18 protein-coding genes are annotated in these 20261 nt (G+C 34.0%); 4 read left to right on the top strand and 14 right to left on the bottom strand.

The genetic code is table 11. From position 1 onward, the window contains the following. Window positions 1–85: 85 nt before the first annotated feature. From ACNQGJ_RS10435 to ACNQGJ_RS10465, 7 genes are all read right to left on the bottom strand, one after another. Window positions 86–2638 carry a T9SS type A sorting domain-containing protein gene (locus tag ACNQGJ_RS10435; RefSeq protein ID WP_417972653.1) on the bottom strand — a complete coding sequence of 851 codons (2553 nt, stop codon included), beginning with the start codon at window positions 2636–2638 and terminating at the stop codon, window positions 86–88. 120 nt (window positions 2639–2758) lie between these two features. Further along, the gene (locus ACNQGJ_RS10440) at window positions 2759–4021 is read right to left on the bottom strand and encodes a YaiO family outer membrane beta-barrel protein (protein WP_417972652.1); all 1263 of its coding nucleotides are present in this window, start codon (window positions 4019–4021) and stop codon (window positions 2759–2761) included. Window positions 4022–4060: 39 nt separating this feature from the next. Then, complete coding sequence (locus tag ACNQGJ_RS10445) at window positions 4061–5491, bottom strand: glycosyltransferase family 2 protein (RefSeq protein WP_417972651.1); 1431 nt, start codon at window positions 5489–5491, stop codon at window positions 4061–4063. A 12-nt stretch (window positions 5492–5503) separates the two neighbouring features. After that, complete coding sequence (locus ACNQGJ_RS10450) at window positions 5504–6430, bottom strand: hypothetical protein (protein WP_417972650.1); 927 nt, start codon at window positions 6428–6430, stop codon at window positions 5504–5506. 181 nt (window positions 6431–6611) lie between these two features. Then, on the bottom strand, window positions 6612–6980 hold the full coding sequence (locus ACNQGJ_RS10455; protein ID WP_417972649.1) for a response regulator transcription factor: 369 nt from the start codon (window positions 6978–6980) through the stop codon (window positions 6612–6614). A gap of 337 nt (window positions 6981–7317) precedes the next feature. Further along, window positions 7318–8082 (bottom strand): TIGR02757 family protein, encoded by a 765-nt coding sequence (locus tag ACNQGJ_RS10460; RefSeq protein WP_417972648.1) that lies wholly within the window; start codon window positions 8080–8082, stop codon window positions 7318–7320. A 137-nt stretch (window positions 8083–8219) separates the two neighbouring features. Then, on the bottom strand, window positions 8220–8882 hold the full coding sequence (locus tag ACNQGJ_RS10465; protein ID WP_417972647.1) for an ABC transporter ATP-binding protein: 663 nt from the start codon (window positions 8880–8882) through the stop codon (window positions 8220–8222). A gap of 234 nt (window positions 8883–9116) precedes the next feature. Between ACNQGJ_RS10465 and msrA the strand changes: the two genes are divergently transcribed. Both msrA and ACNQGJ_RS10475 read left to right on the top strand, forming a co-directional pair. After that, window positions 9117–9665: a peptide-methionine (S)-S-oxide reductase MsrA gene (gene msrA / locus ACNQGJ_RS10470; RefSeq protein ID WP_417972646.1), complete on the top strand. Its 549-nt coding sequence runs from the start codon at window positions 9117–9119 to the stop codon at window positions 9663–9665. Between the two features lie 41 nt (window positions 9666–9706). Continuing rightward, window positions 9707–10006: a hypothetical protein gene (locus tag ACNQGJ_RS10475; RefSeq protein WP_417972645.1), complete on the top strand. Its 300-nt coding sequence runs from the start codon at window positions 9707–9709 to the stop codon at window positions 10004–10006. Window positions 10007–10019: 13 nt separating this feature from the next. On the opposite strand, the gene ACNQGJ_RS10480 is transcribed toward ACNQGJ_RS10475, so the two are convergent. The 5 genes from ACNQGJ_RS10480 to ACNQGJ_RS10500 all read right to left on the bottom strand — a co-directional run bounded on the left by ACNQGJ_RS10480 (window position 10020) and on the right by ACNQGJ_RS10500 (window position 14519). After that, complete coding sequence (locus tag ACNQGJ_RS10480) at window positions 10020–10322, bottom strand: DUF6787 family protein (protein WP_417972644.1); 303 nt, start codon at window positions 10320–10322, stop codon at window positions 10020–10022. Window positions 10323–10354: 32 nt separating this feature from the next. Further along, window positions 10355–10789 (bottom strand): DUF6146 family protein, encoded by a 435-nt coding sequence (locus tag ACNQGJ_RS10485; RefSeq protein ID WP_417972643.1) that lies wholly within the window; start codon window positions 10787–10789, stop codon window positions 10355–10357. Between the two features lie 335 nt (window positions 10790–11124). Then, window positions 11125–12075 carry a D-2-hydroxyacid dehydrogenase gene (locus ACNQGJ_RS10490; RefSeq protein ID WP_417972642.1) on the bottom strand — a complete coding sequence of 317 codons (951 nt, stop codon included), beginning with the start codon at window positions 12073–12075 and terminating at the stop codon, window positions 11125–11127. Window positions 12076–12296: 221 nt separating this feature from the next. Then, window positions 12297–13367, bottom strand: a complete 1071-nt coding sequence (gene serC, locus ACNQGJ_RS10495; protein ID WP_417972641.1) for a 3-phosphoserine/phosphohydroxythreonine transaminase — start codon at window positions 13365–13367, stop codon at window positions 12297–12299. Window positions 13368–13460: 93 nt separating this feature from the next. After that, window positions 13461–14519, bottom strand: a complete 1059-nt coding sequence (locus ACNQGJ_RS10500; protein ID WP_417972640.1) for an acyl-CoA reductase — start codon at window positions 14517–14519, stop codon at window positions 13461–13463. Window positions 14520–14654: 135 nt separating this feature from the next. Here ACNQGJ_RS10500 and ACNQGJ_RS10505 point away from each other — a divergent pair, with 135 nt between their 5' ends. After that, entirely contained in the window at window positions 14655–15005 is a 351-nt protein-coding gene (locus ACNQGJ_RS10505) for a 4Fe-4S dicluster domain-containing protein (protein ID WP_417972639.1), read from the top strand. Between the two features lie 69 nt (window positions 15006–15074). Here ACNQGJ_RS10505 and ACNQGJ_RS10510 read toward each other — a convergent pair whose 3' ends face one another. Together ACNQGJ_RS10510 and ACNQGJ_RS10515 are read right to left on the bottom strand one after the other, a co-directional pair. Continuing rightward, window positions 15075–15611, bottom strand: a complete 537-nt coding sequence (locus ACNQGJ_RS10510) for a hypothetical protein (protein ID WP_417972638.1) — start codon at window positions 15609–15611, stop codon at window positions 15075–15077. 550 nt (window positions 15612–16161) lie between these two features. Next, a complete protein-coding gene (locus ACNQGJ_RS10515; protein ID WP_417972637.1) occupies window positions 16162–18795 on the bottom strand; it encodes a TonB-dependent receptor in 2634 nt (877 codons plus the stop codon). 300 nt (window positions 18796–19095) lie between these two features. Between ACNQGJ_RS10515 and ychF the strand changes: the two genes are divergently transcribed. Next, the gene (gene ychF / locus ACNQGJ_RS10520) at window positions 19096–20190 is read left to right on the top strand and encodes a redox-regulated ATPase YchF (protein WP_417972636.1); all 1095 of its coding nucleotides are present in this window, start codon (window positions 19096–19098) and stop codon (window positions 20188–20190) included. Window positions 20191–20261 lie beyond the last annotated feature (71 nt).

Raw genomic sequence — 20261 nt, forward strand, 5'->3', positions numbered from 1 at the left:
TTTTTTCAAGACGAAAAGCAGTCTATAAAAACCTTCTATTTTTATACAAAAAGGTTTTTCCTTTTTTCGCTAAAGGATTAAAATCTTACTTCTTAATGATTTTAGCGGTGGAAGTTTTTCCGTCTTTGATACCTACAAGATAATAGATACCTTGATTTAGATCACTTAAATTTATTCGTACCGTTCTATCAAAATTAGGATATGAATTCATTTTCTTTCCAGTGCTATCAAAAATCATCAACTCATCAAAGCTTGTAGGGGCTTCCACAGTTAAAATGTCAGTTACAGGATTTGGATATATATTTATGTGCGTTTGAACAGAGTTCACAGTTAAGTTAGGTTTTTTAACATTCAATACAACAGTTGTAGGGGTCGACAAACTATAACCATCATAAACAGCATATTGAAAAGTATCCGTGCCAACGAAATTAAGAATGGGAGAATATTCAAAAGAACCATCGGTTTGTACTGTCAAAATTCCGTTTTTAGGATTTTTAAAAATAACCGTCATTTTTTTTGTTCCATCCAAATCAAAGTCGTTTTTGAGCAAACCGTAAGGAGCATTAATATAGGCAGGATAAATACCATCATTAAAAGTGTACTCATCATTTACGCTGATGGCACTAGTGTTGAATTTTTGTAAATTGTCCTGCATCACGTAAAAAGACACTTTTCTTTTCTCCGGAATATTTATCAAATCAAGCGCATTCCAATTATTCCAAACAAATCTTTCGTCGTGCTGAAACCAATTTTGCTTATAATAGGCATTTATTTTGATTCCGTCAGTTATAGCTTCTTCTTTCACCGCAGTTCCTTTGGTGTCGTTTAATACAGTTTTAGTGTTTGGAGCTACAAAATTAATGTAATTCCAAGGCAAACGAATATGAATTGCCTTATCGGCAATAGTCACTCCATCTTTAGATGAATACGGTTGAAAATCATAATTTACCTGTAATTTTCCAATGTATTGGATATCAGCGTTAGAATTAGTACCGTTGTTTTTAACTCTAACGATAGTCCAAGGTTTGCCATCGGTGGCTGTCGAATGGTACAATTGGTCGACCGTAGAAACATGATGCCAGTTACCAAAAGTATCATAAGCTTCGGTAACATACAATTCGGCGGAATGATTGGTTATTTTTAGGGCAAATTCACTTCTGTTGGGGATACTGGCTCCATTAGGAAGCAAAGATTCTCCGAGATTTGTATCGTAAGTGTCTAACGCGACCCAAAGTTCATCGATGGTTTTAAAAGAATTTTTTAGTTCCAGTTTGATCTCTAAAAATTTGAGGTTAGCATCTGCGCTTATTTTTGATACGGCATCTGCGCTGTTAAATTTTAAGATTTTAAATTGAGAGGGTTTTTCGAAGCTCAATAAACCAAAATTTTGTTCAGCAGAATTCAGGTTTTGCCACAGCACTCTGCTTTCTGGAGTATAATCCAAAGCATCTGCTATCCAAGTTCTTTTAAACCATTCGTCCGTAAGTGAAAATTGGATACCACCACCACATTTAGTATCGGCAATCGATTGTAAAATTCTCATATCTGTAAGACCCTGATCGAATTCATCAAATCCTCCGTGATTCATGCCCGATGAAGTGTAATGTGCCGTAGTCCAACTGCTGGGAACGCCATATTCAGCAATGATTAAAGGGAATTTGGTATAATGCGATTTAAGTTCTTGTAAATAGGCTTTATAACTGTTCTTACCAAAATTATCAAAAGTGTTTTGATAAGAAGCCTGATCACCAATAAAATCAGGGTAATACGGATAGGCATGATAGCTCATAAAAATCCCCGCCGGAGCACTTACGATTTCAATTTTAGTCAAATCAATTTGCTGATCGTCTTCCGGGTCGTCTACTACCCCGGTATGTGTCAATGGGTCTAATGTCGGCCAACTTGAAAAACTAATAGGTCTTTGTGTATTAAAAGTTGTTTGTTCAAAATCAAGAGCGAAATCCATCATTCTTGTTTCCCACTGTTCGGCAGGTGAAGCGTTCGCTATTTTAAGATGTTTACCGGTAAATTGGGTGTCACCTGGGTTCGAAAGATTAGTTGTTGAAACTTCTTCCGGGTAAACTTCTCTTCCGATGATATAAGCCAGACACCATTTTGACACATCAGCTGTATAGTTACCGGAAGCTTTTCCGAATCGTTCCGCAATTGTGTTGTTTCCATGCAAACATTTTATGTTGTCCTTAATTTCTAATTGGAAAGTATTAGTTAGAAAATTTAAGTTGTTATTATAATTTTGGGCTTCTTCATCAAGCCAAACTCCCTGCATAAAAAGTAAAGGGTTGTCAAGATGCAAGTTATTATAATCACTCAAGGCTTTATAAAAACGTGGATAATGCAATGTGTAAATTCTGAATGAATTGAAACCCGCCGCTTTCATTTCTCCAAACCAATGCAAATATTGCTCATAAGTGGGCGCCAATTCTCCAGGGAATGTCCCGGGAATTCCAACTCCTAAATTAGTTCCCTTTATAAAAAAAGGAACATAAGCTTCCCCGTTCCAAATGGTTAAAAAATCCGTGTTTGTGCCATAAGGATATTTATTGACAGTCTGTCCAAACGAAGTTGTACAGAATAAGATAAGGTTTAACAGTAATACTTTTGCGTAGTTTTTTTTCATAATTATTTTTTTTCGTCTAATTCATTTATAAATTCCTTCCTGATTTTTCCAAGATTATATCATGTTTTTTCTAAATCCTACTTCTTGGTTTTCAGTTCGAATGTCGAAATGTAAGGAAATTTATCGGAAACGCACATCCCAAGTTAAGGAAACGAAATAAACCCAGTAATAATCACCTGGACTGAATAGTTCTTCCTGATGCGTGATTCCGAATTGGGTGTTGTAAATATTTCGCTGATTGCGGGAAGTAAAATTGTAACCCAAATTAATTTTTTGCGATTTCAATCCTATTTTGACTTTATCCACAGCCGTGTAATTGAATTGGTTTAGCTCCGGTGAATATCCCATACCTGCTGAAACACTAAAATAATTATCGGCATCCGATCGGTATTTTCTATACGTCAAAGCACCGGAAAAACTGGTTCCCACATCTCCCGGAGTGAGATACGGACGAAGCGACCAGTAACTGTTGCCCGTGTACCAACTTACAGAAGCAGTGTAGAAAGTAGTTGTGGTGGCATAATTCAGCGTTCGAAAACCAAGGGAAGCTTCGAGACCGTGAGATAAAATTTTAAAAAGTTCAGCACCATATTTCGTTTTAGGGAAAAGAGGAGAATTTGAATATCCGGCATTAATGTAACCATAGAGTCCATTAATAATTTTAGGATACAGGTCTATTTCAAACTGTTCACCATTAGTATTTAATCTCCTGTTGAAATTCAGTTTAGCAGATAAAAATCCCAGTTTAGTTTGGCGTCCATATTTTAAACTGTAATATTGCATCGGGTCGAAAACAGCCGAATAAAAATCGGCTGACACAATTAGACCGATAGTATTAAGACTTACCTTTTTTCGTAAACTGTATTTTAATTCTTCTGCTTTTTGGTTCTCTGGATTCTCCTTAAGTATCAAATTGACAGTATCCAAAGCATCCGAAATCTTTTCAATCTGTTCTTGGGCCTTCGCTTTCAAGAGCAATATGTCCGGGTCTTTGGGAAACTGTTCCAAGGCTCGGTCAGACATTTCCAAAGCAATAAAAGGAGCATTTGCCCATAATTCGTTTTGAATTATTCCCTGCCAGGCAGGTTTATTTTTTGGATCTTTTTCTAAAACAACTTCAAATTCTTTTTTCGCTTTTTTATAATCTCCGTCCCAGCCATAAGTCGTCGCTAAGTAAATACGAACATCGTGATAATCTGGATATTTTGTCAAAATAAAAAGTAAAGTATCCTGTGCTTGTTTTCGTTGATTGTTGGATGCTAAATCACGAGCAGTCTTGAAGGTGCTGTCTGGATCTCCACTAAATTTTTTTTCTTGCCCAAACATTTGAAAGGCATATAAAAAAAACAGTATAAAAGTTAGTTTTGAAAGCTTAGAAATCATTTTTTTAATCTCCATTTTTTAGAATTATATTTTAAATATTTAGGCTTTAGTCATTCCTTTTCGGGTCATCGCTCCCCATTTCTTTTTTTTATTAAAATAATAATCAATATTTCCACAAATTGCAGCATACAAAATGATGGGATGATTAATGAAAGGTTCTAAAAAAGCAATCTTTATCAAGTTATAACCCGTTCCTTTCTTTTTATATTGATGGTATGTCAGTTCTTCTGTAATTATTGCAACTATTGAAAATAAAACTGAAAATGAATAGGCGAAAATAATAAATGCTATTGAATAATCCCATCTTACGTGATGGAGTGCAATAAGAATTCCAAAATATATCAAACCGGCAACTTCGATAAGGGGCGCCATCCTTTCGAAGAAAAACCAATACGGGTAACTTAAAAGTCCCAACGAATGGTAATTTCGATTAAAGCCAATTTTTCGATGTTTTTTCAAGGTTTCGATTGTTCCACGAGTCCATCTGTTTCTTTGGGAAATAAATGTTTTATGGTTGTCTGGAGCTTCTGTCCAACATAGTGGGTCAGGAATATAAGCGACTTTATATTTTAGTTTTTCCTCTTCCATATGTCTTCTCATTCGTACAATAATTTCCATGTCCTCCCCTACGGTTTCGGTGTCATAACCACCAACTGTAATGGCTATTTTTTTGTCAAATAAACCAAATGCACCAGAAATAACTAACAAACCATTTAATCTGCTCCAAGCCATTCTTCCTAATAAAAAGGCTCTTAAATATTCTAAAATTTGTCCTTGTTCCAGCCAAGTTTTAGGTAAGTTTACATCAAGTAATTTACCATCCTTAACAATACATGAATTGGCGATTCTTATAACTCCCCCAGCGGCAATGACTTTTGTATCGGTTGTTTCTAGAAATGGTTTAATCATTTTTTGAAGCGCATCCTCCAATAATAAACAATCGACATCAATACAAGCAACATATTTATTTTTGCTCATATTCAGTCCCATGTTTAAGGCATCAGCTTTTCCTCCGTTTTCTTTATCAATTATAGTTAATTTATCAAATGCAGGATTCGTAGACTTAAATATTCCTTTTCTTAATGGTTTGGTTTTAATTTGGTCGTTAATATAATGGCTTATTTGAATTAAGTCGTAGGCTTCAATAAGTTTGCTTAAACTGTCATCGTTACTTCCATCATTTACAATAATAACATCATAATTCACATAATGACTCGATAATAACGAGCGTACGTTTTCAACAATATTTAAGCTTTCATTGTAGGCGGGTGCTATAATTGAAATTGAAGGAGAGAAAGTCGAGGATAATATTTCCTTGTAATTAATAAAGCTATTTTTTTTTACATATTGATTTGTTTCTACAGCTGAAATTACTGCTAATATGATATAAGATATAATTGCAACGGAAGAAAAAATAAAAAAGAAATATTGAATGATTGACATTATCATTTGCAAAGCACTTGAATTCATAGGCATTTGGTTTTAAGCAGTAAGCGTTTTTTTTACTTCAGCCTCATATAAAGCCTGTTCTTCAAAAGTAATATTCTTTAAAATCCCCATTACTAATAACTTAATTTCAAAATTTTTGTGGTGTATATGTTCCAGTAAAAAGGTTTTGTCACTATCGTCATAAACATTTTCCATCATTTTTAGAAAAGCGATTTGTTCTTCATAACTACTTTTATTAAAATTATTTTTCAAAATGTTTTTAGCTTCAACGATATTCAAATGATTTAATGCAGAAATTACATTAACCTTTACGTCTTCACTCTTATGGTTTAACAGTTCAATTAGTTCTTCTTTAGCTTCAAATTGATTGTAAACTTTAGCAAGTTTTAAAGTAAAAATGATTAAAGAATCATTTGAAGATTTCAACCATGGTCTAATGTCTGCAATTTCTGTATCATCAGTAAGTTGAAGGACTTCCAATAATTGAATCTGATCCCATTCAGATAACGAGGTTTCTAAAACATTCAAAAAATCAAGTCCTTTGAAGCCATATAAATGAACTAAGTATAATTGCATTTCTTTCCGAACTTCTCTCTTCGGATGATTGATGTTATTCATTATTATTTGATGAGCTCCCTTTATTTTAAATTGCGTAAGCTCTCTAATTCCGATAGCGATAATCTCCCATTTTTTACTTCTAAGCTTGTCTAATGAGTAACGCAAAAGTCCCAATTTGATAAACAGCTTATCAATAGATTCGGCTATTTCGCCCGATATCTCATTTCTTAATTTGAGTAATGTGGTGACAATAATTTTTCTTTTAAAAGGATCAGCTACATATTTTTTTAATTCATTGATAATTATTTGTTGTTCTGGACTCATTGTATCATCATCATTTCCGGAATACAAATAGGTAACAAGACAAGATTCATATTCTTCTTGATATTTAGCGGTAATCATTTCATTCTCCCGTAAATGGTTTCTTAAATATTTTAGATACATTATCAGCATAAGTATAATTATAAAAAAAATACCGCTGAAGCTCCATGCCAATTGGATTATTGGTGAAGAGTGTTTTAAAAAATCTAATAGATTATGACTTCCGTTCATAACTAATTCTATAAGTTATTTGTTAGCGATACTATATCAATAATCTTTTAACTCGGATTACTAATTCATGCGGACTTAAAGGCTTACTCATGAAATCAGTAGCTCCTAAATCAAATGCTTTAAGTACTATTTCCTCCTGCCCAGCTGATGAAAAAACAATAATTGGAGTTTGAAAGTTCAATTTGTTTCTTACGTGGCTGATTACTTCTAAACCACTAACAAAAGGCATCATAATATCTGTTAAAATTAATTCCGGTTGGTGCTCTTCAATTAATTCGATGGCTTGTTTTCCGTCAACAGCAACAAGGAGCTCATATCCTTCTTTTTCTAATCTAAATTTCAGCAGTAATGCAAGGACTGAATTATCTTCGGCTAAAACTATTTTTTTTCTGTTACTCATTTGTGATATTGGTTTGAATTACGGTCCTAATTCAGCTTTTAAGATGATAAAAAAAATGTTGATAGGGTCATTTAGTTGTCGTTTATGACTTTATGTTATTCGTATATTTACTCTTCAAATATAATTCACTTTGGCTCAAAAATAGTCGATTAAGTGCAAATAATAATAGATTAAGTGTTAAAAAGTAAGTTAAGTATTATATTCCAAATAAAGCTCATTAGTAGATTTCTTATAAAAAAATGGTATAAGAAATTTAAGCCTGAGTTTCAATCAAAATTTTACTCTTCTCAAAAGAGTGCTACTCCATTTTTCGATTAAAAGAATTTTTGGAATTAATTTAGAATTTTTCGAAAACACCCAATCCAAATAATGCGAAATCATATTTTACCGGATCATTTGCATCAAATTCACGAAGTTTCATGTCTAATTCAGCTAATGCTTTTCCGTCGTTTTGTTTTCGTGTGAGCATACCTAATTTTCGTGCTACATTGCCAGAATGAACATCCAGGGGGCAGGATAACGAAGCAGGCGAAATACTTTTCCATATTCCTAAATCGACACCTTTAGTATCTTGGCGTACCATCCAGCGTAAATACATGTTAATTCGTTTAGCTGCAGAATTGTTCAGAGGGTCTGAAATGTGTTTTTGTGTTCTGTATTGATGTGGAATTTCGAAAAATGTCTTTTTGAATTCCGAGATGCTGTTTTGCATGGTTTTTAACTCTTGGTTTTTAGCATATACGGATTCTAATCCATTATGGTTTTCATAGATGTTTTTTATGCTTCTAATGAAACTGGCAAAATCCTGTCCGTTAAAAGTTCGGTGTACGAAAGTATCTAGTCGTTCCAAATCATTTTCAGTATGTGACATAACAAAATCATAAGGTGCATTTCCCATTAAATCCATCATTTTATGGGAATTTTTGATAATCATTTTGCGATTCCCCCAAGCTATTGTTGCGCTTAAAAAACCTGCAATTTCAATATCTTCTTTTTGTGAAAATAAATGCGGAATTTGGACTGGATCACTTTCTATGAAATCAAGTGTGTTGTACTGTACAACTTTTTCGTCGAGGAAATCTTTTAGTTCTGATGAATTCATTATTGATGATGACTTTGGGTACTAATTTGTTGTAGGAAGTAGCGCTCGTTGTTGCAAGTGATAGCCCAGGTAGAAACGGCATCCTTTTTATTTTTTTTTAAAAATAAAAAGATATAGTGTATAGCTGGAAATAGCTCCTAATTACTAATCAATCCATCAGTCATTATTAATTTTCGATCGGCCATATTAGCTAATTCTTCGTTATGTGTCACGATCACGAAAGTCTGTCCCAATTCATCACGCAGTTTAAAAAACAATTGATGCAGGTTTTCGGCAGAAGCGGTATCTAGATTTCCCGAAGGCTCATCGGCAAAAATGATTGCCGGTTTGTTGATTAATGCTCTTGCCACCGCCACGCGTTGTTGTTCTCCGCCAGAAAGCTCATTGGGTTTATGATTCAAACGATGGGAAAGGCCAAGATAAGTTAACAATTTTTCGGCTTCAATCTCGGTTTCCTGTTTAGATTTATTGGCAATGAAAGCAGGAATGCAAACATTTTCTAGTGCCGTAAATTCTGGTAATAATTGATGAAATTGAAAAATAAAGCCTAAATTTAGATTTCTGAATTTAGACAAGGTTTTGTCATTCATGGTTAGAATGTCTTCATTATTGATGCGCAATTCGATTCCGTTTTCAACGGTTGGCTTGTCTAAAGTTCCAAGGATTTGCAAAAGTGTTGTTTTTCCAGCTCCCGAGGCTCCAACGATAGAGACAATTTCTCCTTTTTTAATATGTAAATCAACTCCTTTCAACACATGTAGTTGATCGTAATATTTATGTAGATTTTTGGCTTGTATCATTTGAAACTTCTTTCAGCAAAGAAACAAAGATTTTAATGATTATTAAATGCTTCGCCAAATATTTTGCCGTCACAAATTATAAACTTTAGTTAATATCGAATAATCAGCTGATTTAATGAATAAATTTGATTCTCAGTAGGTAGCAATAGAAAAATAAGTGGTGTTTTGGCACTACATCCTTTTTCATTTTGCTCAAAATTTTTCTATTATGTCAAATGTAAAGAAATAAAAAATATGGAAACACAAAACGAAATTGAAGTAGCAACCTTGGCAGGAGGATGTTTTTGGTGTACAGAAGCAGTCTTTCTAGAACTGGAAGGCGTAAAAAAGGTTGTTTCGGGATATATTGGCGGAAATACCGTAGATCCCTCTTACAAAGATATTTGTGGTGGAGAAACAGGTCACGCGGAGGCGATCGAAATTACTTTTGATCCTCGCCAAATAACTTTTGGAGAACTTTTGGAAATATTTTTTGCCACACATGATCCTACTACGCTAAACCGTCAGGGAAATGATATCGGTACACAATATCGAAGTGAAATTTTTTACCATAATCTGATACAAAAACAACTCTCCGAAGATTATATCGCTTTGATGACTAGCGAGAATACATTTGGCAAGCCAATTGTAACCAAGATTTCTGCAGTTTCTAAATTTTATGAAGGTGAAGACTATCATCAAAATTATTACAGTCAGAACAAGACGCAGGGATATTGCAGTTATGTGATAAGTCCAAAAATTGAGAAACTGAAAAAAGTGTATCAAGACAAACTCAAAAAATAATTGACATTAGATTGGTACAATTTTCTGAAAATTGAAATAGTATGATAGAACAAGTGCCTATTAGTACCGATAATAATAAAAAAAGAAATCTTATATTAGGAATTCTCTTTGATGCAATAGGATTGCTATCGTTTACAATTCCGTTGGTGGGGGAGTTTTCGGATGTGATTTGGGCGCCAATAGCGGGTTTTTTAATGACTTGGATGTATAAGGGAACCATTGGTCGAGTAGGCGGAGTGGTTACTTTTTTGGAGGAAATTTTACCTTTTTCAGATTTTATACCAACATTTACCTTGACCTGGGTTTATAATTATTGGATTAAAAACAAAAATGCCTCATAATTGAGGCATTTTTTTATTCTTTAAACAGAAATCCTAGTCCCATGCGTTTCAGCATCTTTTTTTCGAATGCCCAAAAGAATTTGAATTGTCCAAAAAGAAATCCGATTAGTACTAAAAGCACTTGGTATATAGGGAAAATTAAAATTAAACGAACGGGCGTAAACCAATAACCTAATTCTTCTTTTGTAATTCCCAGCCAAAAGCAAAATGGTTTTGACAACCATGCTGAGGCCGAACCGGTAATTGCAAAAACAATAAATATGAGTATGAGTTGGAAATTCGTTTCAATACCCCAACGTTGTTTTAGTTTATTCATTTTTATTTATAATGATTACAAATATAGTAACATTATCTGATGGGGACTAAGCCAAAAAGTTTTTGTTTATAGGTATTTTGAAAATAAACCATGTAATTGTAAATCAAATAATTCACTTCATAGCCGTAATCAGTCTTTGAATTGTAATTGATGGTCATCTCATATAAATTTGGATCGTATCGCATAGGTTGCAGAACGCGACTGTTCCACTCGCTAACATACAACTGATTTTTAGTTTCAAAATAGTTTTGAGAATGATATCCACGTGGATACGCTCTTGAAACAAGCCACGTGTTAAAACCGGGATCAATAATAATAACTTCATATTCGAGCTCGTCATTGGCAATTCTTACGGTATCGCCCTTAGTTGCAACAGGCTTTTCAGTACTTGGAAAATTAGACTTTGATGTGTTACAACTTAAAATAGATATTAAAATAATTGCTAATACATAAACACTATTTCTCATAATCAACAAATTGAATATTAAATTTACAAAATAAAATGATTCATTAGTAGCGTTTTAACATAAAAAAATCATCTGCAAAGTGTAGCCGATTTTGTAGGCCTTGGTTTCTTAAAATTAACCTGCAAGAAGATCTGCTCCGCTCTTTGCTACTTTTTTTGTAATCCAGAAAAAACAATTCTACTAGCCTCGATTATTACAGTTTCATTATGTTCGTATGGAGCCGCTAGGTATTTCACAACTTACTCGACTACCATTTGATTAAAAATCAAAATAATAAAAAAGGGATTTATTAAACAACGTTAATAAACCCCTTTTCATTATTTAAGACAAAAAAATTAGCCTAATATGCTAATAATTTGTGATGCTAATTCAGTACCAATTCTATCCTGGGCTTCTCCTGTTGCAGCGCCAATATGTGGAGTCAGTGAGATTTTATGATTCATCAAAATAGTCATTTCAGGGGTTGGTTCGTTTTCAAAAACATCCAAACCTGCAAATAATACTTTTCCGCTATCCAAGGCTTTCACTAATGCAACTTCATCTATAACACCACCACGAGCACAGTTTACAATACCTACACCGTTTTTCATAATGGCAAGTGCTGCCTCGCCAATGATGTAACCATCTTGCGCAGGAACGTGTAAAGTAATGAAATCAGCTTCTTTAAACAAAGATTCCAATGATTGAGAAACAATAGTAGTTATAATCGACTGACCATCAAAAAATTCAACTTTGACATCAACTTCTGGTATAAAACTATCGGCAGCAATCACTTTCATGCCTAAACCTAATGCCATTTTAGCAGTAGCTTGACCAATACGACCAATTCCCACAACGCCAAGCGTTTTTCCTCTTAATTCGATTCCGTTAGCATACGCTTTTTTCAAACCTTCAAAGTTTGTATCTCCTTCCAGGGGCATGTTTCTATTAGAGTCATGTAAGAAACGAACACCAGAAAATAAGTGTGCAAAAACTAATTCTGCCACTGATTCTGACGATGAAGCTGGAGTATTGATCACGTGAATCCCTTTACTTTTGGCATAATCCACATCAATATTATCCATTCCTACACCGCCACGACCAATTATTTTCAATCCTGGGCAAGCGTCAATGATATCTTTGCGAACTTTAGTCGCACTACGTACCAAAACTACACTTACATTATTTTCATTTACAAAATTAGCTACTTGTTCTTGCGCTACTTTTGTGGTTATCACTTCAAATCCACCTTTTTCTAAAGCTAGAATTCCGCTTTTAGAAATTCCGTCATTGGCTAATACTTTCATTTTTTATATCATTGCGAGGCAAGAAGCAATCTCATCCTCCTATTAGTTATTATTTTATTTTTCTGGAGCTATTTCCTGCTATCCGTTACAATCTTTCTAGTCCTGAACTTGTTTCAGGATCCTGAAACAAGTTCAGGACTAGAAAGGATTTTCACTGCTATCAGGGCTAGATATCCAGAATTCAATTTCAATTTCGTATAACTGAAAACTGCAACTGAAAACTAAACTTTAGTTTCCAATTCTTTCATTACATCAATCAAAACTTGAACACTTTCTAATGGAAGCGCATTGTACATAGAAGCTCTGTAACCGCCTACGGAACGGTGTCCAGGTAATCCAGATATTCCTGCTGCTTTCCACATCGCATCAAAGGTTGCGGCATGTGTTTCATCATTTAATAAGAAAGTAGCATTCATATTCGAACGGTCTTCAACAGCAGCAGCTCCTTTAAATAATGGGTTTCTGTCTATTTCTCCATAAAGTAATGCCGCTTTAGCATTGTTTATTTTTTCAATAGCAGCAATTCCACCAAGGTTTTTCAACCATTGTAATGTCAATAACGAAGCGTAAACGGGGAAAACAGGTGGCGTATTATACATACTTTCTGCGTTGATATGTTTGGCGTAATCCAACATACTTGGGATTATTCTACCATTTTTACCTAAAATTTCTTCTTTTACAACAACCAATGTAGTTCCTGCTGGGCCCATGTTTTTTTGTGCTCCGGCATAAATCAAATCAAATTTAGAAAAATCCAATTCTCTTGAAAAGATATCAGAACTCATGTCACATACAAGTGGCATAGCAACTGATGGAAATTCCTTCATTTGTGTGCCAAAAATCGTGTTGTTACTGGTGCAGTGAAAATAATCAGCATCTGCTGGTACCGTATATCCTTTTGGAATGTGATTGTAATTTTCTTCTTTTGAGGAAGCGACAACAACAGTATCTCCAAAAGATTTTGCTTCTTTTATAGCGTTTGAAGCCCATGTTCCAGTGTCTAGATAGGCAGCTTTTCCGCCTTCTTTCATCAAGTTATAAGGAACCATCAAAAATTCTAAACTAGCTCCGCCAGCAAGAAATAGTGCTTGATATCCTTTCCCTTCCAGGCCTAAAAGTTCAATAACAATTGCTCGTGCTTCATCCATTACGGCAACGAAGTCTTTACTTCGATGTGAGATTTCTAGAAGCGATAACCCAGAATCGTTAAAATTTAATATTGCTTGTGCTGATTTTTCGAAAACTTCTTGCGGTAAAATACAAGGTCCTGCGCTGTAGTTGTGTTTTTTCATGGTGTAGTTTAAGTCCAAAAAATTAAAGTGCAAATTTCGGGAATAGGAATTTAAAAGGCGTTAAATAATTCGAAATAATTAAACATATTTCAGCTATCTTGTTAACAAAAACGAAATAGTGTCGATGTTATCTGCGTAATCCCATAATTTAGGTTTTTGGGTTTGTCCAAAACCAATGCTGTTCGCTATCAGATTGTCACTTACAATGCACTGAATTTGCTCATTTTCTACCTGTAATCTCGTTTTCAACTCGTTGATGTCCTCATAAAATTCATAAAACACGCTAGAAATGGGCGAAGCATGGCTTTGATCTTCTTTTATTGTCAAAAAGCCATTATCTAATAACTTAAAATTACTCATCAGGAAAACCGCTTTATTATAATCGTAATTGTTTGCATATTTTTCATAATGAATAACATCTTGGTATTCAAATATAGCTTCAAAAAAAGCGTTAAATGAATATCCTTTTGGAACAAAAAGTTTAGAAACATTACGGCATCCCAATCCAAAATAGCGAAATATATCTTCCCCTAAAGCCGTTAATTGCTCTTTGGTTTCGTTGCCATTTAAAACCGCAATTGAATTTCTGCTTTTTCGAATAATGGAAGGTTTGTCTTTAAAATAATATTCAAAATAACGGGCTGTATTGTTACTTCCTGTAGCTATTACAGCATCAAAATTTTCTAATTTACCTTCTGCAAAAGTAATATTGTTAGCTAATTCAGAATTAACCGCAATAATGTACTTTGCTAAAAAAGGCAGCAAATGTTGGTCATTTGATGATGTTTTTACTAATACATTGTTTCCTGTAATTAAAACAGAAAGAAAGTCATGAAAGCCTACCAACGGAATATTTCCGGCAAGAATTAACGCAATTTTTTTAGGTTGTTTTATTGGAAAATTATAAGCTGACAGCCATTGATTTAAGTTTTCTGCAGTCAATGCTTCAGCCCATGATCGAATAGAAAAATATACTTGTTCCGGCGTATACCATCCATTATGGGACTGCGATAATTTTATTAATGCGATAAAATCATCAAAAAACAGATCGTTGTGCAAAACAATTGGTTTCTTAGACGTATTATCTTCGGAAAATTGACTTAAAAATTTCCCTAATTCAACAAAAACACTTTTTTTTGTTTCTAATGTCATAATGTTTGCTTATGAATAGTTTTGATTGTAATTTTGCACAAAAATAAGGATAATTATGTCGAAAGTCAAAAGTCCTAATGTCAAAAGAATTTTGGCATGCAGCATTTGACGATAAGACTTTAAAACTATAAAAAAATGGCAATTATTATAACAGACGAATGTATTAACTGTGGTGCATGTGAACCAGAGTGTCCAAATACAGCAATATACGAAGGAGCAGATGACTGGAGATATAAAGACGGAACAAAACTTACGGGAAAAGTAATTTTGCTGGATGGCACCGAAGTTGATTCTGATGCAGCTCAAACTCCTATTTCTGACGAAGTGTATTACATCGTACCAGGAAAATGTACGGAATGTAAAGGTTTTCACGATGAACCACAATGTGCTGCTGTATGTCCTGTAGACTGTTGTGTTCCGGATGATAATCATGTTGAAAGTGAAGAAACCTTACTGAACAGACAAGCGTTTTTACACAACGATTAAAGAGAAAATTTTTAACACAAAAAAAATCCAGTTCAATTGAACTGGATTTTTTTTGTATTCCGAAATGATTTATTTTTTTATAATTACAAACGTCTCTACCGTTATTTTATCTGTTTTTTCATCATAAGATTCTAAAACTAAATTTCCATTAGCATCAAAGTATCCATACGAAGTTTTATTTTTTGAACTATAAATGTAATTGTTGTTTGATGTTCTTCGCAAAACAGCTGCTTTTTGTTCATTAGGTTGTAAAATAGTATATCCACTGTTTGCTAGTTTGACTTCATATTTCACACCGTTTAAATCATAATAGGCTGATCTGTCTATATCAACAATATTTGTAATTCCATTTGCAGTAAGAGTAGTAGTGGCAGTAACTTCAATTGGTGTTTCTTTTGTTTCTTTATTTAAAGCATTCGATTCCGCGTCTTTTAATTCGATTTTTTGAATTTCTTTAACTTCTTGCGTTTTTATTGATTTTTTTTGACCGTCAGAATTTTTTACAGTAGTAACTGTGGTTTTAACTTCAGATTTAACATTTTTATTTTGAGCTTGAATATTTACTGTAAATAGAAAAGCAATTATTCCAAGGATTATAGTCTTCATAATATTTAATTTTGTGATTAATATAAAACAAATGTACAGCTGTCTGGTGGAGTAGTTGTTACGTAATTACGATAAAAGGTTGTATAATTTTCGTGAAGAGGTTAAAGCACTATATTTTGTTTTTGTCTTGCGAAAATCACATCCGTATCATATGCATAGTTTTTTCGGTTAATTGTTTTTATTAATTCAAAGTCATTTAAATATAAAAACAATTGCATTTCGTTTAAGTAAAAACGATAACTGTAGAAAAACCGTCTGCAATTATTTCTTTTTCATGATTTATCAAAGTATAGTATCGCGCAGTCCACTCCAGCATAAAATTTTCTGATGAGCCTGTTTTCCAATTGTTATCCGTACAATGTTGTATTTCATCATATTCCTTTTTGGATAATGACTTTACGTTAGGTACATTGCATCAAAATTTTTGACTTTTTTCAGTTAAAAAGATTTGCCACGATGGTTGCATATTGCGAACTATATTTAGGGAGAATATACGAAATAAAAAAAGGGCTGTCATTGACAGTCCTTTTAAAATTATTCGATAAAAGTATTAGAAATTAAATCCTAATCGAGCATAATAATAGGCACCACTGAAACCCATTTGTACAGAATCCCAATATCCTCCCGCTTCAGTATTTCCTTGCTCATCTTGTTGGTCAGGGTAAATATTGAAAAGGTTATTGCTTCCAATGCTCAATTTTAATTGTTTAGATAATTTATAGCCTAAAGTTAAATCAGTAATCATTTTTGCGCTATATACGTCATCTTCATCAGCATAATCCACAAGAACTACTTTACTAAAATGGGTGAAAGATAAACCAGAATCAAATTTATTTTTAGAATAATTAAGATTCAATCCAAATTTACTTTTTGGCGCTGAAGCCAATAAGAATGCTTTTTCACGTTTTCCAAAAAAAGTACCTTGATCTAAACTTCCGTTTTTCACATTGTCAATTTTCATGTCGTTGATGTTTCCAACCAACGTCGCTCCAAATCTTGAATCGCCAAATGTTTTTTTCCATGCAAAAACTAAATCTAAACCAGCTGTTCTTGTATCAACACCATTGGTGAAAAATTGGGCAGCTGAAACACCAAGATTTAGTTGGCTTGCATCAAAATAGCCAGTTAAAACAATTCTGTTTTTTACCTTAATATAATATCCATCGACTGTAGCGGTAAAATCGCCAAAATTTGAAGTAAAACCTAATGATGCATTAACTGCTTTTTCCTCATTTAATTTCCCGATTCCAAATGCTTGCGTTACGGGGCTGTTGTTTGGAGAAAGTAGCACTTCTGTTGCTCCGCCGGCATTAAAATTAGTAAAACGTAAATTGTAGTAAATTTGAGCCAAAGAAGGTGCTCTAAATCCTGTGCTCAACGAACCTCTAAAATTGATGTTTTTTGAAGCTTTTAGTCTAGTCGCTATTTTTCCATTAACAGTACTTCCAAAATCACTATAATTTTCAAAACGAACCGCTGCACTTACTAAGAAACTATTTGTTATATCAAATTCTGCATCCGTATACAAGGACAAGTTCGTACGACTTTTATCAACGACATTTGCGGGACTGTATCCCGGAAACCCTTGAGAACCCCCTGGTCTTGGCTCTCCGGAAATAGGATCGATTGGAGCAGATTGAGTTGCAGGATTTGTTATAGGAAATCCATTGGTGTCATAAGTAGCATAAGAACCTTGTTCACCCGCAAAAATGTTGAATTTTTCAGTCCTGAATTCTGCTCCAAATGCAAGATTCATTCCATCTAAAACGGAACTATAGTTTTTTGAAAAATCAAAATTTGTTGTGTTTTGGCTCAAACTATGCCCTCCGGCGTCAAATTCTGTTGAAGAAGCATCTTCCAATGAAGCATTGATAGTTCCTTTAATAAAATAATGGAAAAGGTTTTTTCCAAATGTATTACTAATGTCGATTTTCCAACCACTTACCGTTTCAGTTCTAAAACCTGCAGCAATAGAGTTGTCAATAATATTTGACGTAATTCTGGGGGTGTAACCTCCTGGATATACTGATTCTACCACTCGTTCACCATCATTTCTTGTAAAAGCATAGGCATCCGTATCTCTATAGTTTCTTCCGCCAAAAGCATAAAATTCAGTTTTATCAGATACAGGAATAGCCATGTTTCCAAAAAAATTGAATCCTTGAATTTCTGCCTCACCAAAACCTTTTCTGAAATCGTATCCTGGGCGTAAGGTTTTATTCTTACTTAAATATTCTGCCGTAAAATTAGCAAAACCGCCTTTTTCTCCAATGGCAACACCATAATTAGCTGCTACTTTTATTGAACCACCATCAAAACTTTTATTTTTGCCTTTAGAATTACCAAAACCATTTTGGTCTAATCGATTGCCATCTGTATTAGCGGTTCCTGGAAGAAAATCTCCTTTTGCATTTGTATTATAAGCACCGTAGGTTACGGCACCAGTTAATTCATTTATATTGTCATTCATTACAATATTGATTACTCCTGCTATGGCGTCAGATCCATATTGTGCAGCAGCACCATCTCTCAAAATTTCAATTCTTTTGATTGAAGATGCCGGAATCGCATTCAAATCGGTTCCGGTATTTCCCCTTCCACGAGTTCCAAAAAGATTGACAAGAGACGATTGGTGTCTTCTTTTTCCGTTTATCAAAACAAGCGTTTGATCAGGGCCTAAACCTCTTAATGAAGCGGGGTCAACATGATCTGCACCGTCAGAACCTGATTGTTTACTGGCATTGAATGAAGGTGCAACGTATTGGAGTAATTCATTAATTTCTAATTTTCCACTTTGTGTTGTTACGTCTTTTACATTGATGATATCAATGGGAACGGCTGAATTTACCACCGTTCTTTTTGAGTTTCTGGAACCCACAATTACAATATCTTTCAGGACTTCTCCCCCTTCTTCTGATAAAACAACGTCTAAAACAGACCCTGTAACCGCTTTTTCTAATTTAGAAAAACCAACATAACTGAAAACTAATGTAGCCCCTTCATTAACTTTTATCTTGTATGCCCCATCCATGTCAGTGGAAACCCCATTCTGAGTTCCTTTTTCAACAATGTTTACACCTGTCAAAGGGTTGCCTGTGTTGTCTTTTACGACACCCGAGATTTCTTTTTGTGCGAAAAGAAACGAGACGTTAAGCAGGAATAATAATAATGCAAATTTTTTCATAACAAGATGTGTTTGGTTTTTGTTTTGTTTTAAATTTGTCGCAATATAATTTTTTTTTAACAAAATATTAGCGCATTGTTTAAATTTTTATAAAAAACATATTAGGCCTGTTTTAACTGCAATTTTTACTTATTTAAATATTTATAAAATCTTATATTTGCAACCTTTTAAAGTAAAAGCGACATTTTTAACTGGCAACGGTTATTGGGAAAAAAAGATCATAAAAGTCGCAATTGTTTTGTTTTAAAAGCTAGTAAGATTGGGATACACTATTCCCTTAAAAATAAATATTATCTACATATGAAAGCAGGAATTGTAGGATTACCAAATGTTGGAAAATCAACATTATTCAATTGTTTATCCAATGCGAAAGCACAAAGTGCAAATTTTCCGTTTTGTACTATCGAACCTAATATAGGGGTTGTAAATGTTCCGGATTCCCGAATAGAAAAATTGGAAGAATTAATCAAACCAGAGCGTGTCCAAATGGCAACGGTAGATATTGTTGATATTGCAGGATTGGTAAAAGGAGCCAGTAAAGGCGAAGGTTTGGGAAATCAGTTTCTAGGAAACATTAGAGAGTGTAATGCTATTATTCACGTATTGCGTTGTTTTGATAATGATAATATTGTGCACGTTGATGGGAATGTAAACCCAATACGCGACAAAGAAACAATTGATATTGAGCTGCAGTTAAAAGATTTAGAGAATGTTGAAAAACGTTTGGAAAAAGTAAAACGTGCTGCTAAAACTGGAAATAAAGAAGCAATCGTTGAAGAAGCGTTGTTAAACCGAATTAGAGAAACGTTGCTTCAAGCAAAATCAGCGAGAACAGTAACACCACAAAACAATGATGAAGAAGTTTTGATGGAAGGTTTTCAATTGATTACTGCAAAACCAGTATTGTATGTTTGTAACGTAGATGAAAATTCGGCAGTGAATGGAAACAAGTATGTTGATCAGGTTCGTGAATTGGTTAAAGACGAAGACGCGGAAGTAATTATTCTTTCGGTTGGTGCTGAGGCTGATATTACGGAATTAGAAAGCTACGAAGAACGTCAGGTTTTTCTTGAAGATATGGGATTGACTGAGCCAGGTGCATCCGTTTTGATTCGTGCGGCATACAAATTATTGAAACAACAAACGTATTTTACCGCAGGTGTTAAAGAGGTTCGTGCTTGGACTATCGATGTTGGTTCAACTGCGCCACAAGCTGCAGGAGTGATTCATACTGATTTCGAAAAAGGATTTATACGTGCTGAGGTTATTGCTTACGAAGATTTCGTTCATTATGGCTCAGAAGCTAAATGTAAAGAAGCTGGAAAATTCAAAGTAGAAGGAAAAGAATACATCGTAAAAGATGGTGATGTAATGCATTTTAGATTCAACGTCTAAAAAAAAGACATAATGTCGAAAGTCGAAAGTTAGCAATAACTTTCGACTTTTTTTTGAACCTATTCCAGCTT

Source organism: Flavobacterium cryophilum (genome assembly GCF_048286555.1).
Taxonomy (GTDB): Bacteria; Bacteroidota; Bacteroidia; order Flavobacteriales; family Flavobacteriaceae; genus Flavobacterium.

Excerpts from the sequence above, each read along its gene's own strand:
- ACNQGJ_RS10445 (WP_417972651.1), bottom strand. The coding sequence starts at position 5,491 with ATGAATTCAAGTGCTTTGCAAATGATAATGTCAATCATTCAATATTTC.
- ACNQGJ_RS10485 (WP_417972643.1), bottom strand. The coding sequence starts at position 10,789 with ATGAGAAATAGTGTTTATGTATTAGCAATTATTTTAATATCTATTTTA.
- ACNQGJ_RS10465 (WP_417972647.1), bottom strand. The coding sequence starts at position 8,882 with ATGATACAAGCCAAAAATCTACATAAATATTACGATCAACTACATGTG.
- ychF (WP_417972636.1), top strand. The coding sequence starts at position 19,096 with ATGAAAGCAGGAATTGTAGGATTACCAAATGTTGGAAAATCAACATTA.
- ACNQGJ_RS10490 (WP_417972642.1), bottom strand. The coding sequence starts at position 12,075 with ATGAAAGTATTAGCCAATGACGGAATTTCTAAAAGCGGAATTCTAGCT.
- ACNQGJ_RS10460 (WP_417972648.1), bottom strand. The coding sequence starts at position 8,082 with ATGAATTCATCAGAACTAAAAGATTTCCTCGACGAAAAAGTTGTACAG.
- ACNQGJ_RS10480 (WP_417972644.1), bottom strand. The coding sequence starts at position 10,322 with ATGAATAAACTAAAACAACGTTGGGGTATTGAAACGAATTTCCAACTC.
- ACNQGJ_RS10510 (WP_417972638.1), bottom strand. The coding sequence starts at position 15,611 with ATGAAGACTATAATCCTTGGAATAATTGCTTTTCTATTTACAGTAAAT.
- ACNQGJ_RS10440 (WP_417972652.1), bottom strand. The coding sequence starts at position 4,021 with ATGATTTCTAAGCTTTCAAAACTAACTTTTATACTGTTTTTTTTATAT.
- ACNQGJ_RS10515 (WP_417972637.1), bottom strand. The coding sequence starts at position 18,795 with ATGAAAAAATTTGCATTATTATTATTCCTGCTTAACGTCTCGTTTCTT.
- ACNQGJ_RS10475 (WP_417972645.1), top strand. The coding sequence starts at position 9,707 with ATGATAGAACAAGTGCCTATTAGTACCGATAATAATAAAAAAAGAAAT.
- msrA (WP_417972646.1), top strand. The coding sequence starts at position 9,117 with ATGGAAACACAAAACGAAATTGAAGTAGCAACCTTGGCAGGAGGATGT.
- serC (WP_417972641.1), bottom strand. The coding sequence starts at position 13,367 with ATGAAAAAACACAACTACAGCGCAGGACCTTGTATTTTACCGCAAGAA.
- ACNQGJ_RS10435 (WP_417972653.1), bottom strand. The coding sequence starts at position 2,638 with ATGAAAAAAAACTACGCAAAAGTATTACTGTTAAACCTTATCTTATTC.
- ACNQGJ_RS10450 (WP_417972650.1), bottom strand. The coding sequence starts at position 6,430 with ATGATTACCGCTAAATATCAAGAAGAATATGAATCTTGTCTTGTTACC.
- ACNQGJ_RS10500 (WP_417972640.1), bottom strand. The coding sequence starts at position 14,519 with ATGACATTAGAAACAAAAAAAAGTGTTTTTGTTGAATTAGGGAAATTT.
- ACNQGJ_RS10455 (WP_417972649.1), bottom strand. The coding sequence starts at position 6,980 with ATGAGTAACAGAAAAAAAATAGTTTTAGCCGAAGATAATTCAGTCCTT.
- ACNQGJ_RS10505 (WP_417972639.1), top strand. The coding sequence starts at position 14,655 with ATGGCAATTATTATAACAGACGAATGTATTAACTGTGGTGCATGTGAA.